The 20373-nt window shown below is 54.7% G+C and carries 14 protein-coding genes; 4 read left to right on the top strand and 10 right to left on the bottom strand.

Features of this window, described 5'->3' with window-relative positions:
* Window positions 1-141 precede the first annotated feature (141 nt).
* Entirely contained in the window at window positions 142-3153 is a 3012-nt protein-coding gene (locus HMPREF1292_RS00145; protein WP_023018235.1) for a UPF0182 family protein, read from the bottom strand.
* A gap of 111 nt (window positions 3154-3264) precedes the next feature.
* On the opposite strand from HMPREF1292_RS00145, the gene HMPREF1292_RS00150 reads away from it, so the two are divergent.
* Window positions 3265-3891: a PPA1309 family protein gene (locus tag HMPREF1292_RS00150; RefSeq protein WP_021353684.1), complete on the top strand. Its 627-nt coding sequence runs from the start codon at window positions 3265-3267 to the stop codon at window positions 3889-3891.
* A gap of 11 nt (window positions 3892-3902) precedes the next feature.
* Here HMPREF1292_RS00150 and HMPREF1292_RS11305 read toward each other — a convergent pair whose 3' ends face one another.
* On the bottom strand, window positions 3903-4298 hold the full coding sequence (locus HMPREF1292_RS11305; protein WP_023018236.1) for a hypothetical protein: 396 nt from the start codon (window positions 4296-4298) through the stop codon (window positions 3903-3905).
* A 64-nt stretch (window positions 4299-4362) separates the two neighbouring features.
* Here HMPREF1292_RS11305 and HMPREF1292_RS11310 point away from each other — a divergent pair, with 64 nt between their 5' ends.
* Window positions 4363-4692, top strand: coding sequence for a hypothetical protein (locus tag HMPREF1292_RS11310; protein WP_052013833.1), 330 nt, complete (start codon window positions 4363-4365; stop codon window positions 4690-4692).
* Window positions 4693-4718: 26 nt separating this feature from the next.
* Here the strand turns inward: HMPREF1292_RS11310 and HMPREF1292_RS00160 are convergent, their stop codons facing one another.
* Window positions 4719-5831, bottom strand: a complete 1113-nt coding sequence (locus tag HMPREF1292_RS00160) for a PDZ domain-containing protein (RefSeq protein ID WP_021353682.1) — start codon at window positions 5829-5831, stop codon at window positions 4719-4721.
* 90 nt (window positions 5832-5921) lie between these two features.
* Between HMPREF1292_RS00160 and HMPREF1292_RS00165 the strand changes: the two genes are divergently transcribed.
* Both HMPREF1292_RS00165 and HMPREF1292_RS00170 read left to right on the top strand, forming a co-directional pair.
* Entirely contained in the window at window positions 5922-7340 is a 1419-nt protein-coding gene (locus HMPREF1292_RS00165) for a zinc-dependent metalloprotease (RefSeq protein ID WP_023018238.1), read from the top strand.
* A 41-nt stretch (window positions 7341-7381) separates the two neighbouring features.
* Entirely contained in the window at window positions 7382-8365 is a 984-nt protein-coding gene (locus tag HMPREF1292_RS00170) for a hypothetical protein (RefSeq protein WP_021353679.1), read from the top strand.
* On the opposite strand, the gene HMPREF1292_RS00175 is transcribed toward HMPREF1292_RS00170, so the two are convergent.
* From HMPREF1292_RS00175 to HMPREF1292_RS00205, 7 genes are all read right to left on the bottom strand, one after another.
* The gene (locus HMPREF1292_RS00175; protein WP_021353678.1) at window positions 8292-10340 is read right to left on the bottom strand and encodes an ATP-dependent DNA helicase UvrD2; all 2049 of its coding nucleotides are present in this window, start codon (window positions 10338-10340) and stop codon (window positions 8292-8294) included. The two genes, HMPREF1292_RS00170 and HMPREF1292_RS00175, sit on opposite strands and share 74 nt — an antisense overlap.
* Window positions 10341-10351: 11 nt before the next feature.
* Window positions 10352-11593 (bottom strand): TrkA family potassium uptake protein, encoded by a 1242-nt coding sequence (locus HMPREF1292_RS00180; protein ID WP_023018239.1) that lies wholly within the window; start codon window positions 11591-11593, stop codon window positions 10352-10354.
* Between the two features lie 9 nt (window positions 11594-11602).
* Complete coding sequence (locus HMPREF1292_RS00185; RefSeq protein WP_023018240.1) at window positions 11603-15037, bottom strand: UvrD-helicase domain-containing protein; 3435 nt, start codon at window positions 15035-15037, stop codon at window positions 11603-11605.
* Window positions 15030-18215, bottom strand: coding sequence for an ATP-dependent DNA helicase (locus tag HMPREF1292_RS00190; RefSeq protein WP_084521288.1), 3186 nt, complete (start codon window positions 18213-18215; stop codon window positions 15030-15032). Before HMPREF1292_RS00190 ends, HMPREF1292_RS00185 begins: the two co-directional genes overlap by 8 nt.
* A gap of 3 nt (window positions 18216-18218) precedes the next feature.
* Entirely contained in the window at window positions 18219-18974 is a 756-nt protein-coding gene (locus HMPREF1292_RS00195) for a hypothetical protein (RefSeq protein ID WP_021353674.1), read from the bottom strand.
* A gap of 8 nt (window positions 18975-18982) precedes the next feature.
* Window positions 18983-19951: a DUF3152 domain-containing protein gene (locus HMPREF1292_RS00200; protein WP_021353673.1), complete on the bottom strand. Its 969-nt coding sequence runs from the start codon at window positions 19949-19951 to the stop codon at window positions 18983-18985.
* A gap of 146 nt (window positions 19952-20097) precedes the next feature.
* Window positions 20098-20325: a DUF3107 domain-containing protein gene (locus tag HMPREF1292_RS00205; RefSeq protein WP_021353672.1), complete on the bottom strand. Its 228-nt coding sequence runs from the start codon at window positions 20323-20325 to the stop codon at window positions 20098-20100.
* Between the last annotated feature and the right edge of the window lie 48 nt (window positions 20326-20373).

Here is a 20373-nt window from a genome sequence, read left to right on the forward strand (position 1 = left end):
CTCGCTTGCTGACATCATGTAACTATACATACCATCGCTAGATATACCAAATCCCGCCATGCGCTGGGCACACAGCGGGATTATCAACGATCTCGCGAGCGATATCTTACTGACGTTGCATCGCTGCCAATCGTGGTATCGCTAGTTCTGCGACTGGTAGTTTTCCACCGCACGGTCCAAGCGATCCAGCGCACGTCCGTATTCCTCGAAGGAACCATCCCGCGCCTTCTCCAGATCACGGAGAGCATCATTAATAGCGTCGACGCCTTGGCCACTAGCTGGCGGGGTTGGACCAGAACGATCCGCAGAATCGCGATCCGAGTCAGCATCTTTGTCGCTGGAAGCCGAAGCACCAGCCTCTGCAGTATCAGCCGCATCAGCATCATCGGAGGAACCACGGGAACTGTCCTCGTCACCATCGACCAGGTCGATATCCTGTGCCGCCTGTGAGTCGATGCCTACCTGTTCCAGCGCCTCACCAATAGTTGGTGCATAACCAATGCGGCCCTTGTAAGAAACCAACACACGCAGCAGCTTCGGGAAGGCCGAATCTTGGTCTTTACGCTCGGCGTAAATCGGCTCCAAGTAGAGGATTTCACCGCCGCCTACCGGCAAAGTCAGCAAGTTACCGTTGTAGAGCTCGTTCGTGCGCTCCCACAGACCACGGTCACCAGCAACCTGGTCAGACGACATCATCGCATCCTGCGCCTGGCGCGGACCTTGCGTCTGCGTATTCGTCGGCAAGACACGCACGGTGATGTCACCGTAGTTTTCCGGATCCGAAGACACCGTCATGTGCGCCGACAGGAATTCACGCTCCAAACCACGGAACGGAGTAACCATCTGGAAGCTGGACTTGTCCGGGTTTTCTGGGTCCGCAGCCATCACGTAATACGGAGGCTGCGGCAACTCCTGGGATTCCGGCTGGGTTGGGTCCAGAGGAACCGACCAGAAAGCATCGTTGGAGAAGTACACGCCTGGGTCATCCACGTGGTAGCGCGCGAGCAAGTTGCGCTGCACCTTGAAGATATCTTCTGGGTAGCGGAAATGTGCACGCAGCTCATCAGAAATCTCGGATTCATCCTTCACGGTGTCCGGGAATACTCCGCGCCACGCATCCAATACCGGGTCTTCGGTATCAAACTCGTACAGCTCCACGGTGCCGTCGTAGGCATCCACGGTGGCTTTCACCGAGTTCCGGATATAACCAATACGGTCGTTAATCAAACGCTGCTCGGTGCCATCCGGGTTCAGTGCGTCGCGAGTGGCCTGCGACAACGACATCTCCGTGCTGTAGGGCATCGCATCCAAGGTGGTGTAGCCATCCACGATCCACTTGATCTTGCCGTCGACCACAGCCGGGTAGGTGTGCGAATCGGTGGTCAACCATGGGGCGACCTTTTCGACGCGGGCACGTGGGTCGCGGTCATACAGAATCTTCGATTCTGCACCAACACGGTCCGACAGTAGGAAGTTCATCTCCTGGTATTTCGCGGCATAGATCGCACGCGTGAACCAGTTGCCAATACCTACCCCGCCTTCACCGGTGTAGGTATACGACGAAGAATCAGTGTCGTATTCCACGTCGTTGCCAGTGCCTCCAACAATTGCGTAGTCCAGACCGTCTTGGGCCGAGGCAATGACCGGGCCGTAGTACACACGCGGCTGATCCACCTTGATGCCGAGTTCTTCAGCATCTTCGTCCTCGGCACGGGAAGCCAAGGTCTGCAAGTCAGAAACCGTGTATACCGGGAAACCACCACGGGTGGAACCAGCGGATTCTGCGGCTTCGTTGATGGTATTGGCTTGCGCTGCTACGAAACCGTTGCCATGGGTGTATACGGTGTGGCGGTTAATCCAAGAACGCTGGTTTTCCCGTAGTGCATTCGGATCCAACTCACGAGCGGCCACCACGAAATCACGCTGTTCCCCGTCGATCTCATAGCGGTCCATGGACAACACATCAGGGAAACCGTAGAAGTTACGCAGTTGTTGTTGCTGGGTAAACGTCGGCGCCAAAATGTCTGGATCGAGCAGACGCAGGTTGGAAATGGTGTTTTCGTCTGCAGCGACGTCGTCATCAGAGACTTCTTCCGCGCCCCAGTTCGTTTCATACTCCACGTTGGTTTCATCGATGTTGTAGGCGAAACGGGTAGCCTCGATATTGCGCTCAATCGATTGCGCTTCTTTCAGCGCGCGGTTCGGCTGCACAGAGAACTGCTCCATCAGCATCGGCCATGCAGTACCAACAGCGATAGAGGTCACCAGCATCAGCACCACGGCCAGGCCGGGGATGCGCAGATCCTTGATCACGACAGCCATGAAGAATGCGACGGCCACCAGCGCAGAAACCACAATCAGAATGATCTTGGCCGGCAAATCTGCATGCAGGTTGGTAAACGAAGCACCAGCGAAAATATCGTGCTGGTTAAACAAAATGGTGTAGCGATCCAAGAAGTAGCTGGCAACCTGCACTAGCATCCACAAACCGGCAATAACGGCTAATTGAATGCGCGCAGGCTTCGATACCGAGCCCTTTACCCCCGCTGCCTGGCTACCAACGCGGATCCCACCCAGGATGTAATAGCCCACCAGCGAGAGCACAAAGCTGATGATCAAAAGCACGCTTAGCGAGGACACCAGAATATTCAACAGTGGCAGGTTAAAGGCATAAAATCCCAGATCCATACCGAATTCTGCGTCTTCACGGCCAAAATCACCGCCGTTTAAAAACAACAGAACCGTGCGCCAGTAGGCCTGGCCCATGAACCCTGCCGCGAGTGCGATAATCAACGGTGCACCATAGAGGAATTTGCGCATCGTCGCAGCAATGGAATCTCGGTACTGGTACACCGGCGAATTGACATCCGCCATCGAGACATCGCTCGGACGGTTCTTCCAGGTAAGCCAGCTAATCAAGAAGGCTACAAGACCCGCGACGATACCGAAGGCGAAAAACAGGATGATGCGGGTGATAATCGCAGTGGTATAAACCCCACGGAAATCAACCTCACCAAACCATTGCCAGTCGGTATACAGTGACACCGCGAGCGGGCCGACCGCGAAGAGCACCACGATAATACCCACGAGCCACGATAAAATTCGCGGCGGTTTACGCAGATTAGTTGACGGTTGGTTAAGGCTGCTAGCCAAGTCCAACTCCTTTAAAATAATCGAAAATGGAAAGCGTTATAGTGATCTAGCTTAGGCAATAGTCGACCGAAACAAAAGCACTAGCCAATCGAAGAAAAAGGACGAATTCTGATGAATACGCAGCAGATAACTCAGCCAATGCTTAATCGCGCGATGATGGAAGCCGTCGACTTCATTCACCCAGAAGGCTGGGACTGCCCGCCGACGCTTTTCGCCTTGGTGCCCACTAGTTTGCTCGCCCAACACGCAGTGGACGTCGACGACGACTCTCCCCTAACCCTCGTTGTGCAAGATGACCTGCCGAGCAATATTGAACCCGGCTCCGAGCACCTGGCCGACTATGTCTCGCGAGTTATCTGGCCAGACAACGTCGTCGGTGCGGTTTTGGCACAAGAGATCAAGTTCAAGGACACAGCAGATTCACAGAGTTCGAAGCCACGGCCTGCGCGCCTATTTTCCGGCGTGATCCGGGAAGAATTCGCCGCCACCAATAATTCGGATTTCGTGGTCGACGAATTGCTTGTCGACGACGCCGACGACTCCGGCGACGCGCAGACCACAGGAACAGAAGGTATAGAGCAGACCTTGCTACAGTTACGCCCTACCGAAGAAGAGCTTGCCGACGCCGGCCCGTTCGCCGAAGACGATATCCAGCTTCGCGGTGGCCCTGGTATTGCTCCTGGTGTTATCGCCGCCTTGCGGCATGGCTTAGACCAAAATGGTAGTGGCGTACTCTAAAGTCTCAATAGTCACAATAGTCTCAACCAGAGATTGAAAGTTTTGCCGAACCCGGGAGTTGTCGTGTCCGCCATCTTTTCTGCTCGCACTTTTCGCACGCGAGCTGTCACACTCGCAGCCAGTGCAGCCCTACCACTAGCACTCGTGTCTTGCTCTTCCGAAGGCGGCAACTCCGATAATTCGGCACACCCAGGAACCTCCGCCACCACTACTGCTGCAACGTCGAGCAGCACCACTTCGAGTAGCGAAACCACGACCAGTAGCACGTCGACAAGCAATACAACCAACACTGCTTCTACCAGCACTGCACCTACCAGCACCACTGGCGCAGAAGGATCTGCTGCAAGCAGCGCCGGAGTCGCGGCAGACAAATCCCCTGCCTCGACCGGAACTTCGACGCAATCCACACAATCTAGCAACCCCGTAGAACTACCGGAATCAGTAGAAAATGCCTACGAAATTTTCGGTTCCTTGGTTCCACGGTCCTTATTCGAAGAATTCGACACCTGCGAGGCCGTCGGCATGCAAAGCTACTACAACTGCACCGGGGCTTCGGTGGGACAATTCCAATTCACTGAATCAAAATCCAAGGCTGTCTCTACGCTGCAAACGCTAACCGAGCTGCGCACCTCACAGGTCGTGGACGATTCCGGTGACCGTGTCGTCGGTTGGTCCTCGTTGGGTTCCACGGTGATCATCACGGTGGTAAGCACTGAATCCGGCCTGGTTATGCAGCACATGATTTCTGGTGATGCGGAAGAACCAGAGCAAAAAATCAAAGAATTAGGGTTGGCAAACTAGCTAATTCCCCTGGCAGAAATCGGCTTTTATAGCTCCGCCGCGCAGGTCTCGACTTCACCACCGTGGGCAAAGGCATCCATCGCCGCAATGGCATCATCCAGGGTGTCAACTTTCGCGATAACCATGTCTCCGTGATCGGCGCGAACGGCTTCCGCACAGTTTTCTGTGGGCGCCAAAAACAATTCTGCACCCACCTCGTGTGATTTCGCTACCTTGTGCGCAATCCCTCCAATAGGCCCGACCTTTGAACTAGCAGAGATAGTTCCCGTACCAGCGACGAACTTCCCGCCTGTGAGGTCATCCTCGCTGAGCTTGTCAATCACTGCCAAGGAAAAAATCATGCCTGCCGACGGACCACCCACATCTTGCAAGTTATACGTGACATTAATGTCAGCATCCGGGACCGAGGTCATGGTAATTCCCAGCAATGCCTCGCCCTTAGCATGTGGATTTTCTAAAAGTTCGACATCTTCGTCGTGTTTTTCACCATCACGCTCAAACTCCAAACGGATAGTTTCTCCCGGCTTATGCGAACGCACCGCGTTTTGCACATCTTCGGGAGCAATTACCTTGTGACCGTCGACTTTCACTAGTATGTCGCCGTCGGCAAGCTGCTTGGCACCGGCAGAAATGTCCAATACTTGGGCAATTGCGGTGCGCGTCGGAATATCCAAATAGTTCAACGCCGCCACCGTGGCCGCATCTTCCGAAGCCGTAAACGCTGCCTCGTTTTGCTCCTGGAATTGCTCACGATTGGTGCCTGGCGGATAAATTTTCTCGATCGGCACAATCGTGTCACCAGACCCGATCCACCGCCCAAAAGCTTGTGCAACAGTCATATTGGTGCGCACGGAAACCGTCGTCATGTTCAGGTTACCTGCAGGGGTTTCGTCCACCGTAAAATCTTCACCTGCTTCAACAGCAACCACCGGGGTTCCGCTGACCTCGCTCAAAGTATTAAACGTGGGGCCTTTGCCTTCAGCGGCATAAGGAACCGCCAAGGAAATATTGGTGCCGGGAATATGGTCCATGCTAACCAATGCACCGAGGATGACCACAGGAACGGCCCCCAACGCAACCGAGCCCAATCCAGGTTTTTTCGTGGTGTCAGCATCGTTCTTCTTGGCAGCATCATTCACGACTCACAGACTACCCTGTTCGCTGTCAGCGTTGCGATTTCCAGAGCCTGCCACAAGCGAAGCCGCCGACATCTTCTGTAAGTTGGAGACATGACTAACGGATTCGGATTTTCCTTTCCCAACAGTGGCAACGGTGATGACGACGATGACCGTAACCACAACAGGCACGGTGGCGCCGGTGGTCTCGGCGATATGCTGAACCAATTCGGCCAGATGCTGTCTGGCATGGGCTCGTCGATGAACAACAGCAGCGACGATTCCCCAGTCAATTACGACATGGCCAAGCGCATCGCCGGCCAGCAAATCAAATCTGCAACAAAAATTTCTACCCAAGACACCAAAGCGGTAGAAGAAGCAGTCCGGCTAGCCGAACTGTGGTTAGACGATTCCACCAACTTGCCGACGTCAGAAAACCGGATGGTTGCCTGGAACGCCGAAGACTGGCTACAGCAGACTCTTCCGATATGGAAACGCTTTGTTGATCCAGTAGCCAAGCACATGAACAAGGCCCAACTGGATTCGATACCAGAAGAAGCCCGGCAGATGATGGGCCCAATGTCGAACATGATGGGCCAGCTTTCCGGAATGAACTTCGGCATGCAGTTAGGCCATGCGTTGGGTGATCTTGCACAACAGGCGCTAACAGGTTCGGACTTCGGCTTGCCGGTTGCACCGACAGGCACCACAGCGATTTTGCCGCATAACATCCAATCCGTCGCGCGCGATCTCAACGTGAAAGGCCAGGAAGTTTTGGTCTACATCGCCGCACGAGAAGTTGCCCGCCAGCGCCTGTTCAAACATGTACCGTGGTTGAGTGAGCGTCTAGTGTCTTCCGTCGAGGAATATGCAGTGGGCTTAGTTATCGATACCAGCCATATCGAAGAGGCCGCGCGCGATCTGAACCTGGAATCCGGTGACCCGCAAGCAATTCAAAACGCGATGCAGAATCTGCAGGGCATGGACTTGTCCCCTCGGATCACCTCACGCAACACTGCGGCTGTCGCGCGCTTGGAAACCTTATTGGCTCTTATCGAGGGCTGGGTCGAATTCATCGTTGGCGAAGCGCTACAGGACCGTATTCCTTCTACCCAGGCCATGGCCGAAGCATGGCGTCGCCGCCGCGCTTCCGGGGGATCAGCAGAAAAAGCCTTTGAAAAAGTTGTTGGTATTGAACTTAGCGCACCGCGAGTAACCGACGCTGCGGAGTTGTGGCGCCGTTCCACCGTTGCAGTGGGCATCGATCGGCGGGACTCGGTTTGGGAACACCCAGACTTTTTGCCGCAACCAGAGCACTTGGATAATCCTGCCGCATTCATCGATAGTTTATTAGATGACAGTGACGACCAGGAATTCGAGGCCGAGTTCGCGAAGCTGGAAGAGATGCTGCGCAGTGAGGACGTCAAAGAAAACGGCAACGCAGAAAACAATAGCACCGAAAACAACGGTGCTGAAAACAGCGGCGACGGTACCGATTCTGAGGGAAACAACGACCAAGACGGTTCACGCTAATATGGTGTGAGTTAGACCGCACAACTCTCGGGGGGGATTGTATGGGAGACGAGCAACACCGGTTTTACTTCGCGCCCGGTGTGCGCGTTGTCCAACGTGATGAAAATTGCCTACAGTTTGGGGTGGATTCCACCCGCGTGGGCATCATCGAAACCACACGGCCAGGGACATTAGCCACAAGCTTGCATGAACTTCCGCGTGTGTTTAATCGCAAGGATTTTTCCATCGCCAGCCACAGCGCTGGATTAACCCAACCTGCGGCGCACAGTTTATTTGACGATTTGCTGGCCTACGGCATCATTCGTCCAGCGCTATCCCGGCCAGTAATTGTCCTCGGTACCGGGTTTTTGGCAACAATGCTGCGCAACGCACTAACTGATGCCGACTTTCTGGTGCGCTCGCCTTTGCCAGGCGAACCAGAAGAAACCTATCTCAGCATGCAAAACGCCCAAGACAACAATATTCCAGTGCTCGTGGTTGACCGGTTAGCAGAGACCACCACTATGGCACCGCTATTGTTAGCAATGGCTCGTACCTGGATTCCCGTCTCGTTAATCGATGCCACTGGTGTCGTCGGCCCTATTCATATCAACGCGATGGGTCCGTGCCCACTATGCATGGAGTTGCATCGCACCGACCGCGACCCCACGTGGCACGCTGCAACCCAAGGTCTGCAGTCACATCAGACAAGTCCGGGCAGCACAGCGTCACCAGGCAGCAAAGCAAACAAAGGAAAGAAAATCGCCGACGGCAGTATGCAGCACTTCCCCACTGCAGCTGCGCATTCCACGGTCGCACACGTTATCGTAACCTTGGAGAGCTTCTACGAGCTCAGCCCACCACCCGGGGCTTCTCCACACAGGATTCATCCCGGCCAGCTCTACGAATTAGATCCCTATGCCCGCCCGCAACAGCGCATCGTTGATAACCATCCACGTTGCCCAGAATGTTTTATGCATACTGACGGACGATATCGAGCAAATCCTGCCCAAACAGTTCAGCCTTTTTCTGGCCTATTCCGCTGATCGCATAAAGCTCATCCACCGTGGTCGGCAATGCTTCACTTATTGCCTGCAAAGTCGCATCAGAAAAAATAATATACGCCGGGACCTGTTCTTCCCTGGCTACCCGCGCCCGCCAGCCCCGCAGCTGGCCAAAGAGGTCTTCGTTTCCAGGCGATTCACACTCTGCATGCCTACCCACGACTTTCTCGCCCGGGGTGGTCAAAGCTTCCCTACACACCCGGCACTTTTTCGTCTTCCGCACCCGAGCCGCAGACGGCTCCTCACTGGTACTCTGCGCGACTAGACCATCCAGAAACCTGGTTCGTTTGCGGCTTGCGCGGCCACCTTCTTGCCGGGCAGGCGCCCAGGACAACGCCAGGTGTTTCCGTGCACGGGTAATACCAACATAAAACAGACGCCGTTCTTCCTCAATCTGTTCATCACCGGCATCAATCGCGTAGCGAAACGGCAATAATCCTTCGGTAAGGCCCGCCAAAAAGACGGCATCCCATTCCAGTCCTTTCGCCGCGTGCAAGGTCACCAACGTCACGCTGTCGACGGCCGGAGGTTGTTTATCCGCGGCTCGGCGGCGCAGCTCACCCAATACGACTTCTAAGGAGTCCGTGTTCCGCAGCTGCACGATATCTTCCACCAGGTCAACCAAAGCACGGAGCAATTGCCAACGCTCACGCTCTTGTGCGCCATCGGGTTCTTGCGTCGAATAGCCCAGTGGCGCCAAGGCTGCCCGCGCAATAGCAACAGGGTCCGGTGGTAGATCGTTTTGCAGGTTGGCACGGATTAGCTGCTGCATGGCATCAACGATCACGCGATTTTCGAAAAAGCTCGTGCCACCGCGAACTTGGTACGCAATGCCGGCGTCGGCAAGGGCTTGCTCCAGCACCGCGGACTGGGCATTGATGCGATACAGCACAGCGATTTCTTTAGCTGGCACACCTTGGTCTAGCAACGTGAGGATCTGCCCAGCAATCTCACGGGCTTCCGCTGGGTCAGACTCGAATTCACGAAATATCGGCTCTGGGCCGGGTTCACGCATACCTTGTAACTCCAGGCGTGTGCCAGCGATCCGGCCTTTCGCTGCACCAATCACCTGATTTGCCAAAGTAGTGACCTGCGGGGTGGAACGGTAGTCTCTTTGCAGCTTAACGACGTGCGCGTTGGGGAAATGCCGCGAAAAATCCAGGAGATACTGTGGCGTGGCGCCGGTAAATGAATAAATAGTCTGGTTCGCATCACCAACGACGGTGAGGTCGTCTCGATCGCCTAACCAACCTTCCAATACCCGCTGCTGCAACGGCGTAACGTCCTGATATTCATCAACGACAAAAGTGCGGTAACGCTGCCGGAATTCTTCGGCCACGGCTGGAGCATTTTCCATGGCGCCGGCAACGTGCAGTAGCAGATCCGAAAAATCCAGGTGCATGCCTTCGTCGCTGGTTTTCAGCTGCTCGTAGCGCCGGTACACCTCCGCCACTTGTTCCGCGGGCAGCGGTGGAGTGCGGTCAATGCTGTCAACGTATGCGGCATAGCCATCCGCACCCAACAGGCTGGATTTCGCCCACTCGATCTCGTTGAGCAAGTCGCGGATAGTGTCTTTGCTTGGGGTATTCGTTACCGAGCGTGCGGCGCGAGCAACAACGGGAAAGGCGCTGTCCAGAAGTTTCCATTTCACATCACCGGCGATTTGTGGCCAGAAATAGCGCAACTGACGCCGAGCCGCGGCGTGGAAAGTCATCGCCTGGACTCCCCCGATATTCATACTGGCGAGGCGATCACGCATCTCACCGGCCGCGCGGGAAGTATAAGTCAAAGCCAGCACGCTGTTAGTGGTGGCAAAGCCTTGATCAATCAGGTGCGCAATCCGGTACGTGATGGTTCGAGTTTTACCAGTGCCGGCGCCAGCAATGATCGCAACCGGACCCCGCGGTGCCGTAGCAGCCGCACGCTGATCGTCATCCAACACATCCAGATTCACCATTGGCTAAACCCCTATTCGTTTCCACCGGATTCTTTGCTTTTCAGCTCACGTTGCTCATCAATATGGCGACCGTGGCAGTCCCCGGAGGTATCAGTCACTTCTCGACTCTTAGATTCCCGGTGCGATTTATCTTTCGCTTGCTTGGCTTTACCTCCAAGACGTTCCATCTCGCGTTTTTCGTTCTGCTTCTTCCGTTCTGTCTCATCGCTTTTGCGGATGTACAGCAGGCGGTCTTGTGCACGTAGCTCCAGGGTTTCATCCATATCCACACGGTAAACCCGATCATTACGAATCACGCTGAGCACAATATCCGATAAATGCCGGGGATTGGCACCAACCTCATAGCTAGCAACCGGGCGCTCTGCGACCGAGAAGCCTTCCGAGGGCGAAAGCAGATCATCCATCATTTTCACCACCGATGGCGTGGACGTCGACAAGCCCAACAAACGGCCGGCGGTTTCTGAGGAAACCACAGTGGAATTTGCGCCAGATTGCAAAAGGAGGTGCCGGTTTTCTACCTCCCGCACTGCAGCGGAAATCTTTGCCTTTTTATTCATTTCTCGTGCCGACAAAGTGGCCAAGACATTAGTGTCGTCACTATTGGTGGCCACAACGACGTTTTTCGCACGTTCGATACCAGCGATTTTCAAGACATCCGACTTTGTCCCTGAGCCTTGTACAGTCACCACTTCTTGTGCTTCTGCTACGCGCAGGCAGGCACGCTCTGGGTCCACAACCACAATATTGCGCACATCGGTACCGTCATCGAGCAACGCCTGCATCGCGGATTGCCCCTTAGTACCAAAACCGATGATGATTGTGTGATCGTGCACGTGTTTTCTCCATTGCTGAATCTGGAACGTTTTGCGTGAGCGCTCCGTCAGCACAGATAAGGTTGTGCCGACGAGCAAAATTAGGAACATTAACCGGGCTGGGGTAACCAAAAGGATATTGGTTAAACGGGCACCGGTGGTGACAGGAACAATATCGCCGTAGCCGGTCGTTGTCAGCGAAATAGTCGAATAGTACAACGCATCAATGAGATTGAGTTTTTCGTTGTAACCATCTTGCCCGATATAGACAACAGCAGCGACACCTGTGACGATAGCTGCTGCCAGCATGAACCGGCGCAAGATCAGAAAAAATGGGTGCGTTCGCATGCCTTCGGGGATATGAATGACATCCTCTAAGGCATAATTCGGCAGCGAAGTCAGCTCAAATCGCCGCAGCTTCGCTCTGATTCTTCCGCGCATTGCTGTGTTCTAGTTTCCTTTATTATCACTGTGCCCAGCAGTTCCTGGCCCATTCTCGCGCTGCAGCATGCTCGCAAGCTGTCCAGCATCTGGGAGTTGCTTGGGTTCGAAAGTGTAATTATCCATGATGTAGTGGAACGCCGCACGTACCGGTTTTTCGGTGCCACTGAGGCGCTGCCATGCTTCACGATAGACCGCCAACTGAATAACCGCCGAACGCATCTGCTCGCCTTGCGGTGGCCTGCCGGTTTTCCAGTCGACCACCATCCATTCATCTCCCAAATCGAAGACAGCATCCATACGGCCGCGGACGACGGAACTTCCCAAGCTAAATTCGAAGCCTTGCTCAACATTCGTCGGGGTTCTATCCGCCCAGGCGCTAGCAAGGAAAGCATCTTTCAATTTGTCGAAGTCTGCTTCCACGTTTTCTTCACTACCGGGCAGCTCCGTCTCATCCAAGATCGCGTTGGCGCCATAGCGATCTTCGATCCATTGGTGGAATGCTGTACCGCGCTTGGCATAAGCATTTGGCTTAAACGGAACCGGGCGACGTTGTCTCCGTGCGAATTGAGTCGGATTATCACGCAAAGCAACCAACTCGGACGCAGTAAGCTCGCCTGGTATTTCTACATCAACGATGGGTGCAGAAAGCGCACGGTGTTCTTCAATAAGCGCGGTGGCTTCGCGTTCCCACAACGAGAACAACTCACCGCCTAGTGCCAGGATTTCTTCATCAGTTCCTAGGCTTCCCATTGCTTGTTGCACTAGCTCAGCGCCACGCCGCACTTCCTCCCGAGGGCGTACTGACGGAAATTGTGCAGTGAACCCGGTTAGAACTTCTTCGACACGCTCTTCATTAAGAGTCGCCCTATCGAGCAGTACGGTTTCTCCCATCTCTGTGGCAACCTTAGCGTCCGTCACGTCCCGAAGTTCATCGGCGGCGTCGTCAAGCTGCCAATACACAATCGTGATTGGTGGCTGTTCTGCCTTCCGCTCGGCTTCTTCTGCACGCTGCTGGGCATAGCGATGCATCTCTGCAAAGTGCTCATACGGGTCCTTCTCCGACCCTGTGACCACCAGTTCATCTTCAGCCCGCGTTAATGCTACGTAAAATAAACGGGAATTTTCTTCCGCATCCACTCCTTTTTGCGCAGCAACAAATGCCTCACCGTTGTTCTGGAATTCTTTACGATCTTCGGCTTCGAATAGTTGCGGCCAATCATGATGTGGAGTACGCGCAGCATCAGTCAAAAACGTACGAGTTTGCGCCTTGTAGGTGCTGGAATCAGCGTGACACACATACACCGAAGAAAACTCCAGGCCTTTCGACTTATGCGCAGTCATAATCTGTACCCGATTGTTCGCCTTCGGTGTCTCACCCGGTGCTAACGAATCTTCGTGTTCCCGCGCTAGCTCAGCATAATCAAGCCAAGCTGCGAGGGGTTCACCGTCAAATTCAGCAATGGCTTCTAAGGCTCTGTCCAAGTGCACTGCCCCCGCACGCCGGTGTGTGAGCACTTCCGTACGGAGATGGAAGGTATCAATGATATCAGCGAATAAATCACTCAACGGCTTGCCCAGACAATAGGTGCGCAAATAACGAAGCTTCGAGGACAATTCAGCTATGCGTTCTAATCCCTCTGCGGAATAGCGTTCCGGCTCACCGAGATCTGCAATCGCGTCAGTCAGGCCAACTGTGTGATCGACTTCTTCCGCTAGGGCTTGCGCTAATTGTGCTTCCAGTATGTCTTCCGGCAACTGTGGTTCATCTACTGCTTGCATGTCGCTAGGCTTCTCTGCTTGCTCGGCAGTGCCCGAAGTAGACTCCTCTGGTTGTCGCAAACGACCAGCCAAGTTTTTCGCACGAGCAGCCAAGGCTTTGATATCGACCATCCCCAACCCCACCGCAGGTCCAGAGACGATGCGCAATGCTGCTGTCCAATCATCTGGCCGCACAAGCATCGTTGCGATCGCCATCATGTCTGCAACTTCCGGGATTTCTAATAGGCCGCCCAGGCCAACTACCTCATACGGAACACCTCGTTCTTCTAAAGCTTCCGCAATGACCCCTGATTGCTTATTCTTCCGCACAAGTACTGCGGCGCTGAAACGAGCATGTGGGTCATGCTCGTTTCGTTCCAAGTATTGCTGGTATTTCTGGTGCAGGTTTCCAGCAACCCACGAAATTTCTTCCTCCGCATTCGGCCAATACCCAAAACTCACCTCTCCGGCTCCCGCCCCGGCGCGTGGTTCCAGCGGGGCGACAGGGCGCTCTGGGCCTGTTCCCAACACGGTATGGGACACTGTATTGGCAATGTCCAACACGGTGGATGGGTTGCGCCAGGAAGTGGTGAGTTCTTTGCTGGGAGCAGGCTGGTCTCCCTCAGCTCCAACTGGGAAATCCTGAGGGAACTGCGCCAGGTTTTCCGAGGTGGCTCCACGCCAACCATAGATTGCCTGCATAGGGTCACCGACTGCAGTTACCGTCAATCCTTCGTGTGGGGTATTACCGAACAAGTTGCGCAAAAGGACCCGTTGGGCATGCGAAGTGTCTTGGTATTCATCGAGCATGACTACCTTCGTCTGCCGTCGTTGTGAAACGCCTACTGACGGATGTTGTTGGGCTAACTGTGCCGCAGCGGACATCTGTTGGGTAAAGGTGACTGCATTACGCTCTATGAGTTCGCGTTCGAGTTGCTCGATCATCGGCAAATAATCGATGCGCAGTTGCTGGCGGTCAACCCAGTTTTGGACATCTTTATTGAGGTCTTTCCGCTGCCGTGGTGCTCGCGGCAAATATTCCACCTCAGCGAAAGCGCGCGCACATTCGCGGAAATCATCGGCGAAACTCAGGTTATTCGCCATGCGTTCAAATAAATCCAGCAATTCCGTAACGATGCTGGATTCTTTTTTATCGGTCTCTAATTTTCCCTCATAGTTACGCACCACGGATTGTGCGATGGAGACCAAATGTGCACGAGTAATCAGCCGGGAAGTAGGCTCGGCCGGCAGCAAAAGACCATATTCACGCACCAAATCCCCTGCATAAGAGTCATAGGTAGACACCCGTGGCGCAATGGTTTCCAGATTCGCACGCAAGCTCCCATCCGGATCTATTTCTGGCAAGCGTGGGGAATCACGCAGCACCTGTAACCGGTCGCGAATACGTTTAGCTAACTCCTGTGATGCTTTGCGTGTGAACGTAAGACCAAGCACTTCCTCGGGCAAGGCGTAGCGATTGGCGACCAGCCAGACCACGCGAGCTGCCATGGTCTCAGTTTTTCCGGCACCGGCGCCAGCCACCACCAACAGTGGTCCAGGTTCTGCACCAATAATTTCGGCTTGTTGCTCTGTCGGAGCAAAGCGTTGTCCCAAGATCTCCGACAACAGCTGCGGGCTGACGATCCCGGAATTCTTGTGCTCAGTGTGCGTCGCATTAGACATTGGTGATCACTTCCCCTTCTCCCTGTGCTGGACAAACTGGACGCAGTGAGCAAAAGTCACAATGCTCCCCGGGCCTTGCTGTGACCGTCGGCCCGGATAATTCCTCAACCAAAGGTGGTAGCTGTGCCTGAAACTCTTGTAATTGTTCTTCGTCCAGGCGTGGTTGTTCCCGCGTACCGGCAGCTTTCGTCCGTCCCATTGGGTAGAGCAGCATCGCCATACCAATCTCGACCCCGTCACCGGTGACCACACGCACTTCTTGCTTCTGATCCGTGATCAGCTTTCCCTTACTCAACGCGAGCTGGTACGCGCTTAGCTGGGGATTTTTCGCGGTTTCGCGAAAACTCGGCATCGCCGAGGACGACGAAGTTTTCAAGTCCACAATCACGTAGTTGCCTGCCTCGTCTTTCTCTAAACGATCGATGCGGCCACCGATGGAAATTCCCGGCATAATTTCAACAAAAACATCAACTTCGCTTCCTACGTATTCCAATGCATCACGTGTGCTCACTATCCACGCTTTGCTGCGTTCGAGTAGTTGCGTAAATCGAGCCTTCTCAGCAGCTTGGCGCCATACAGGACCACGGTAAGTCTCTTGATATGCGGCTTCTGTTTTTATCTGTGCCCATTCAGGGTCGACCCCGCGCCCGAGTGCTTCGAAATAAGCGTGGACCAATGTGCCCTGTCGCATGGCATCGGTGGAGGTGGAATCACCCAGCTTTTCGACGAGCTCCCGCATCGGGCAATCCAGCAGCCCACGGATCCGTGACGGTGACAATCGGGTTCTCTCGGGTTTTGGCACTTCCCCAGCAACGGTCTCGGTGGCTGCCCACCACTGTGCCGGGTCTGCACCAGGAACTCCCGCTTTCGCCATACGCGCTAGTTGTCTTGCTGCTTGTCGGGTTTCTTGTTCCCCGGAGTCTGGAGAACACACAACGCGGCGTAATTCAGCAACCAGAGCCGATACGGACAATACCCGAGGTACTGTCAGCCCGCCGGTGTGCGTCTCGCCTGCAGTATCGGCACCGGATTCTGCATCATAAGGCTCCTTAGCTGCAGCAGCTGCTCGCTTTAGTGCCTCCTCCTGATCTTGTGCGGTAGCAGCCGAGACTATCCGCTCTGGTTCCAAATCAAATTTCAGGCACCAAGCATGAAAAAACCGGGACGGTTCAATGATTTCGTCGGCATGTGGTGCGTATACCGCTGTCACGATTTGCAGCGCGCGAGCACGACTGGTGGCTACTCGGAAAAGACGACGTTCTTCACCCAAACGGTCTGTGGCATGTGAAACATATTCGTCGGGAGCGATGCCGTCATCCAGGAAATCCACCAAATCTTCCTGGCCGAACAGCGATCCGGTCTCTGAAAGATCTGGCCAACTTCCTTCTTGTACGCCGCTGACCACGACGGTATCCCATTCACGACCGATTGTCCCGTGTGCGCTGACGATTTCCACGGAATCTGTGCGCGAGCCACGTCGCTCACGCACACCAGTAGGCAGTTCTTGTTCCACAATATGCTGCACGAAGGTTTCTACGGATGCGTCCGGGCGGCGTTCTACAAAATCGCCCGCGGTATCGAACAGTGTCATCACCGCATCCAAGTCCCGGTCCGCCTGCGAACCGGCTGCTCCACCACGCAATGCAGTCGCTGCCATACGGCTAGATAGCTCTGTGGCATCCCATACTGCCCACAGGACGTCTTCAACGCTACCGCCCTGCAGTGCTTCTCTGCCAGCTTGAATTACGCCACGAATGCGCACCAAAATATCAATTTCGCGTTCTGTAAGCAGTTCGGCAAAATCAGGTAAAGCTTCGTCAGTGCTCAGCAAATGCACCAAGCTATCAATGCCGCGTTGCTCCGGGTTGAAACGACGCAACCCACTTATCAGCCGACGCAAAGTAACCGGATCTGCTCCGCCCACCGGGCCAAGCACCAGCTTTTCCATCTCTGCACGGCTCAGATCTTCCTGCAGCGCCCTAATTCCTAGTAACAGGTGTGCAACGACAGGTTGTTCTGCCAACACGGTATCGGTGGGGCTGATATACACCGGCACCCCAGCCGCCAATAACGACCGTCGAATGCCTGCCATATCCGCGGAAGAGCGCACCACTACAGCGATATCTGACCAGGAGATGCCATCGTCGAGATGACGACGCCGCACCGCATCCACCACCGCAGCGCTGTTTTCCGTCCCGGAATCTGCCACTAAAGCCCGACGTTGTGGGCTGCGGTGCATGTCTCGTAATTCCACCGACTGGTCCGCCGACAACTGGTCAAAAAATTCACTGCTCGCACCGCGGAAATGAAAGATTGCATGCTCTCTATTACCGCCGACAACAGCAAGGTCGCAACCATCAATCAGTGTTTGCACCAAGCGACCAGCAGTGGGATCAAGTAACTGGGCATCGTCAACGATAATGGTATGCCATGGACTGAGCTCCCGAATCTCATCTAAATTACGCGAGACCTCGGCCATCAACTCCGCGGCCGAATACCGGTAGGTGCCCTCTAGCTCCATCATTTGCGTGTATTCCCGCAAAAATTGCGCGGCAGCCGTCCACATCGGACGCTGAAATTCCCGGCCCAAATCTTCCAGTTGCTGCGCTGATACTCCACGTTCTACTGCCCGCAACAAAAAATCCCGTAGCTGTCGGCCAAAACCAAGATAGCTCAGGGCGGGTCGCACATCGACGGGCCAATCTACTGAACTTACAGCAAGCTCAGACTCGCTTCCGGCAGCGGCCGCGGAGTATTCCTGCGCTTGCAAGCGCAGGATCTCACGCATCATCGCGTCTTGTTCAGCACCACTGATTAGCCGTAGCGGTAAATCAGTAACCAGGCGCAACAAACCAAAAGCTACCGAGTGGATAGAACGAACCAATGGCCCCTGCGAATAGTATTGCGAGACTTTCTCCGATAATTCCCGCCGCAGCCGGGCGCCGGATTCTTTCGATGGTGCGATCACCACAATGCCAGAAGGGTCTTCGCCTTCTGCTAAGCACTGCTCCACTCGTTTCACAGTGGTATCGATCAAAAAAGATGAGACACCGGAACCCGCTGGACCAGTGATTTTCCAGACCCCGGCTGCAGGCAGCTCTACAGGCCATTGTCTTTGTTGAACTTGTCGGGTGTGAGATACCAGCCTGACTTCCGGGTTCGGATGCATTCTCCTCATGTACTACAGCATGGCATACGCCCGTGACACGAGAAGGTCTTCCACCCGGTTAATATGCGAACGTGTGTTTGCTTTTGCCTCGGGGTGCAGGTTATTCACGTGCCGACGATAAGCCACCGCACGCAAAAGCAATTGATCGATGTCGCGAATATGCGCAAAGCGATCACAAATAGAATCATCAACCGCTCCGGCAATCATGCCGTCAACAATCACCAGCGCACAGGTATAGCCCCGCGGACGCAGAGCTGCCGTCGGCACGAGATCCACAATGGTCGGTGGCAAGAGGTGATGGAAAATCGTAGAGGCCAATAAATCAGCATGCCCGACGCAGAGCTCAGTATCCGGAGCCAGGCTCCGATAGGCTTCCCCAGTTTCTTGCCACGCGGCGGCTTCGGCGCGAGCAAAAACATCATCCCGCTGCGCGGTTGGTGCAGGCACAGAAGCCAAACTGTCGGCCAACTTCAGTGCTAACAATGCAGTTTCGTCAACCCGCCGCGCCAGGTCTCCTTGGCTCCAGGCACTAGCTTTCCAGCCAGCCACTGTGTAGCGCCCATCAGTAGACAAAATCGGCCGAGCAATGCGCGCTCCTTCCACAGATAAACCGGCTCGCACCTTGGCCGACCACAATGCAGTCGGGGTGGCTTGCGAAAGCGCCATGTCCCCAATTTTTGTTCCGTTATCCCAAGCATGCCCCAACGGAGCTGGGACTTCTTTCGGCGTCTGAAATGCTTCGCAAACGTGATTAGGTGGCACTGGCATGGCTGTATTTAGGCCTCTTTCTCCGGTTCGTGCAGAGCATGGAGTGCCGCGCCGTTAGGAAGCGGGCGCGGGTACGGCCATGGGTTTGGCCGGCACGTATCAGGATTATCCGGATAAACCTCATCCGGATTCAGCTGAAAAAGTTCAGAATTTTGCAGGCTGATCGTTTGCTGCATCATCACCGGCGCAAGATTCCCATCGCCTGTGCAAGCCTGGTGGTGCGGATAGCCGATCGCATGCCCGACTTCGTGATTGATTAAATACTGGCGGTAAGCACCCAGATCACCTTGAAAAGGAGTAGCCCCACGAACCCAGCGCGACTCGTTGAGCAGTACCGTGGAACCACCCGTGATCGTCGTATGGCACGAGGTTTCTAATTCCAGGTCTACCCCACACATATCAGCGGTGGTAGTCACCGAAGCCAATAAAATCCGGGTGTCAGGATTTTCCTCCGCACCAACATGAACAAATTTAAAAGCTGGATCGTAAGTCCACCCACGCGGATCAGACAATGTTGCATCAACCAAACGCGCAACGGCATCATCACCGCCATAGGGTACGGTGTCCAGACCTTTTTCTACTTCCACCGTATAGCGAATCGTCTTTTCGGTTCCCAGTCCGGCTTCCATCCCTGGGGTTCCAATAGCACGGAATTCGCCCATACCATTGGCGGAATAAATCCCACCCGCAGGCAAATCACGTAATCCCAGCTCCGCTCGCGCTGCCGAACCCGGATCAGGCCCTAACCCAAGTTCACTTTCCGGGTCATCGTGCCCACCGTGCCTGTCATGAGCGCTGCCACCACGATGGTGTTCCGCGGACGAATCCGCATGTGCACCGCCAGACTGAGCAGAATCGCTACTGTCGCCACTGGCGATTTGCACGAGCACAGCAGCGGTTAAAACCAGCAGCACGGGAATAACCACCGCGCGCCGCCAGCCATAATTCTCGACAAATTGCACTACCTGGTTTTTCATAATTCGCTATCGGAGCCTATCCCGGGCCCTTGGGTTCTGCCTGAACTGCAGCGCCCGAACTGCAGCGCCCAATTCCTTAGCTTCCTCAGGTTCTTCAGCTTCTTCAGCTTTCCTAGGGCCCGGCGAGAAATATTCGACGCCCAGGCTTAGGCGCCGCCGAAACCGACAATTGGCTGCTCACTGCTACCAACTTCCACATAAGCGATTGCGTTGGTACGCACCAGGTACTTGCGACCTTTCGCGTCCGCAAGCTCAACGACATCATCAGCTTTGCCCAGTACATCCTTGACGAGCTTCACGGCCTCGTCATGCGACAGCTCAGAGTTGATAACTAGCTCACGTGGAGATTCAATCAGACCAATTTTGATATTCATATCCCATATTCTAGTCAAGTTCTCAAAATTCTGTATCGGTGCGGTTTC

Source organism: Corynebacterium sp. KPL1995 (genome assembly GCF_000477935.1).
Lineage (GTDB): Bacteria > Actinomycetota > Actinomycetes > Mycobacteriales > Mycobacteriaceae > Corynebacterium > Corynebacterium pseudodiphtheriticum.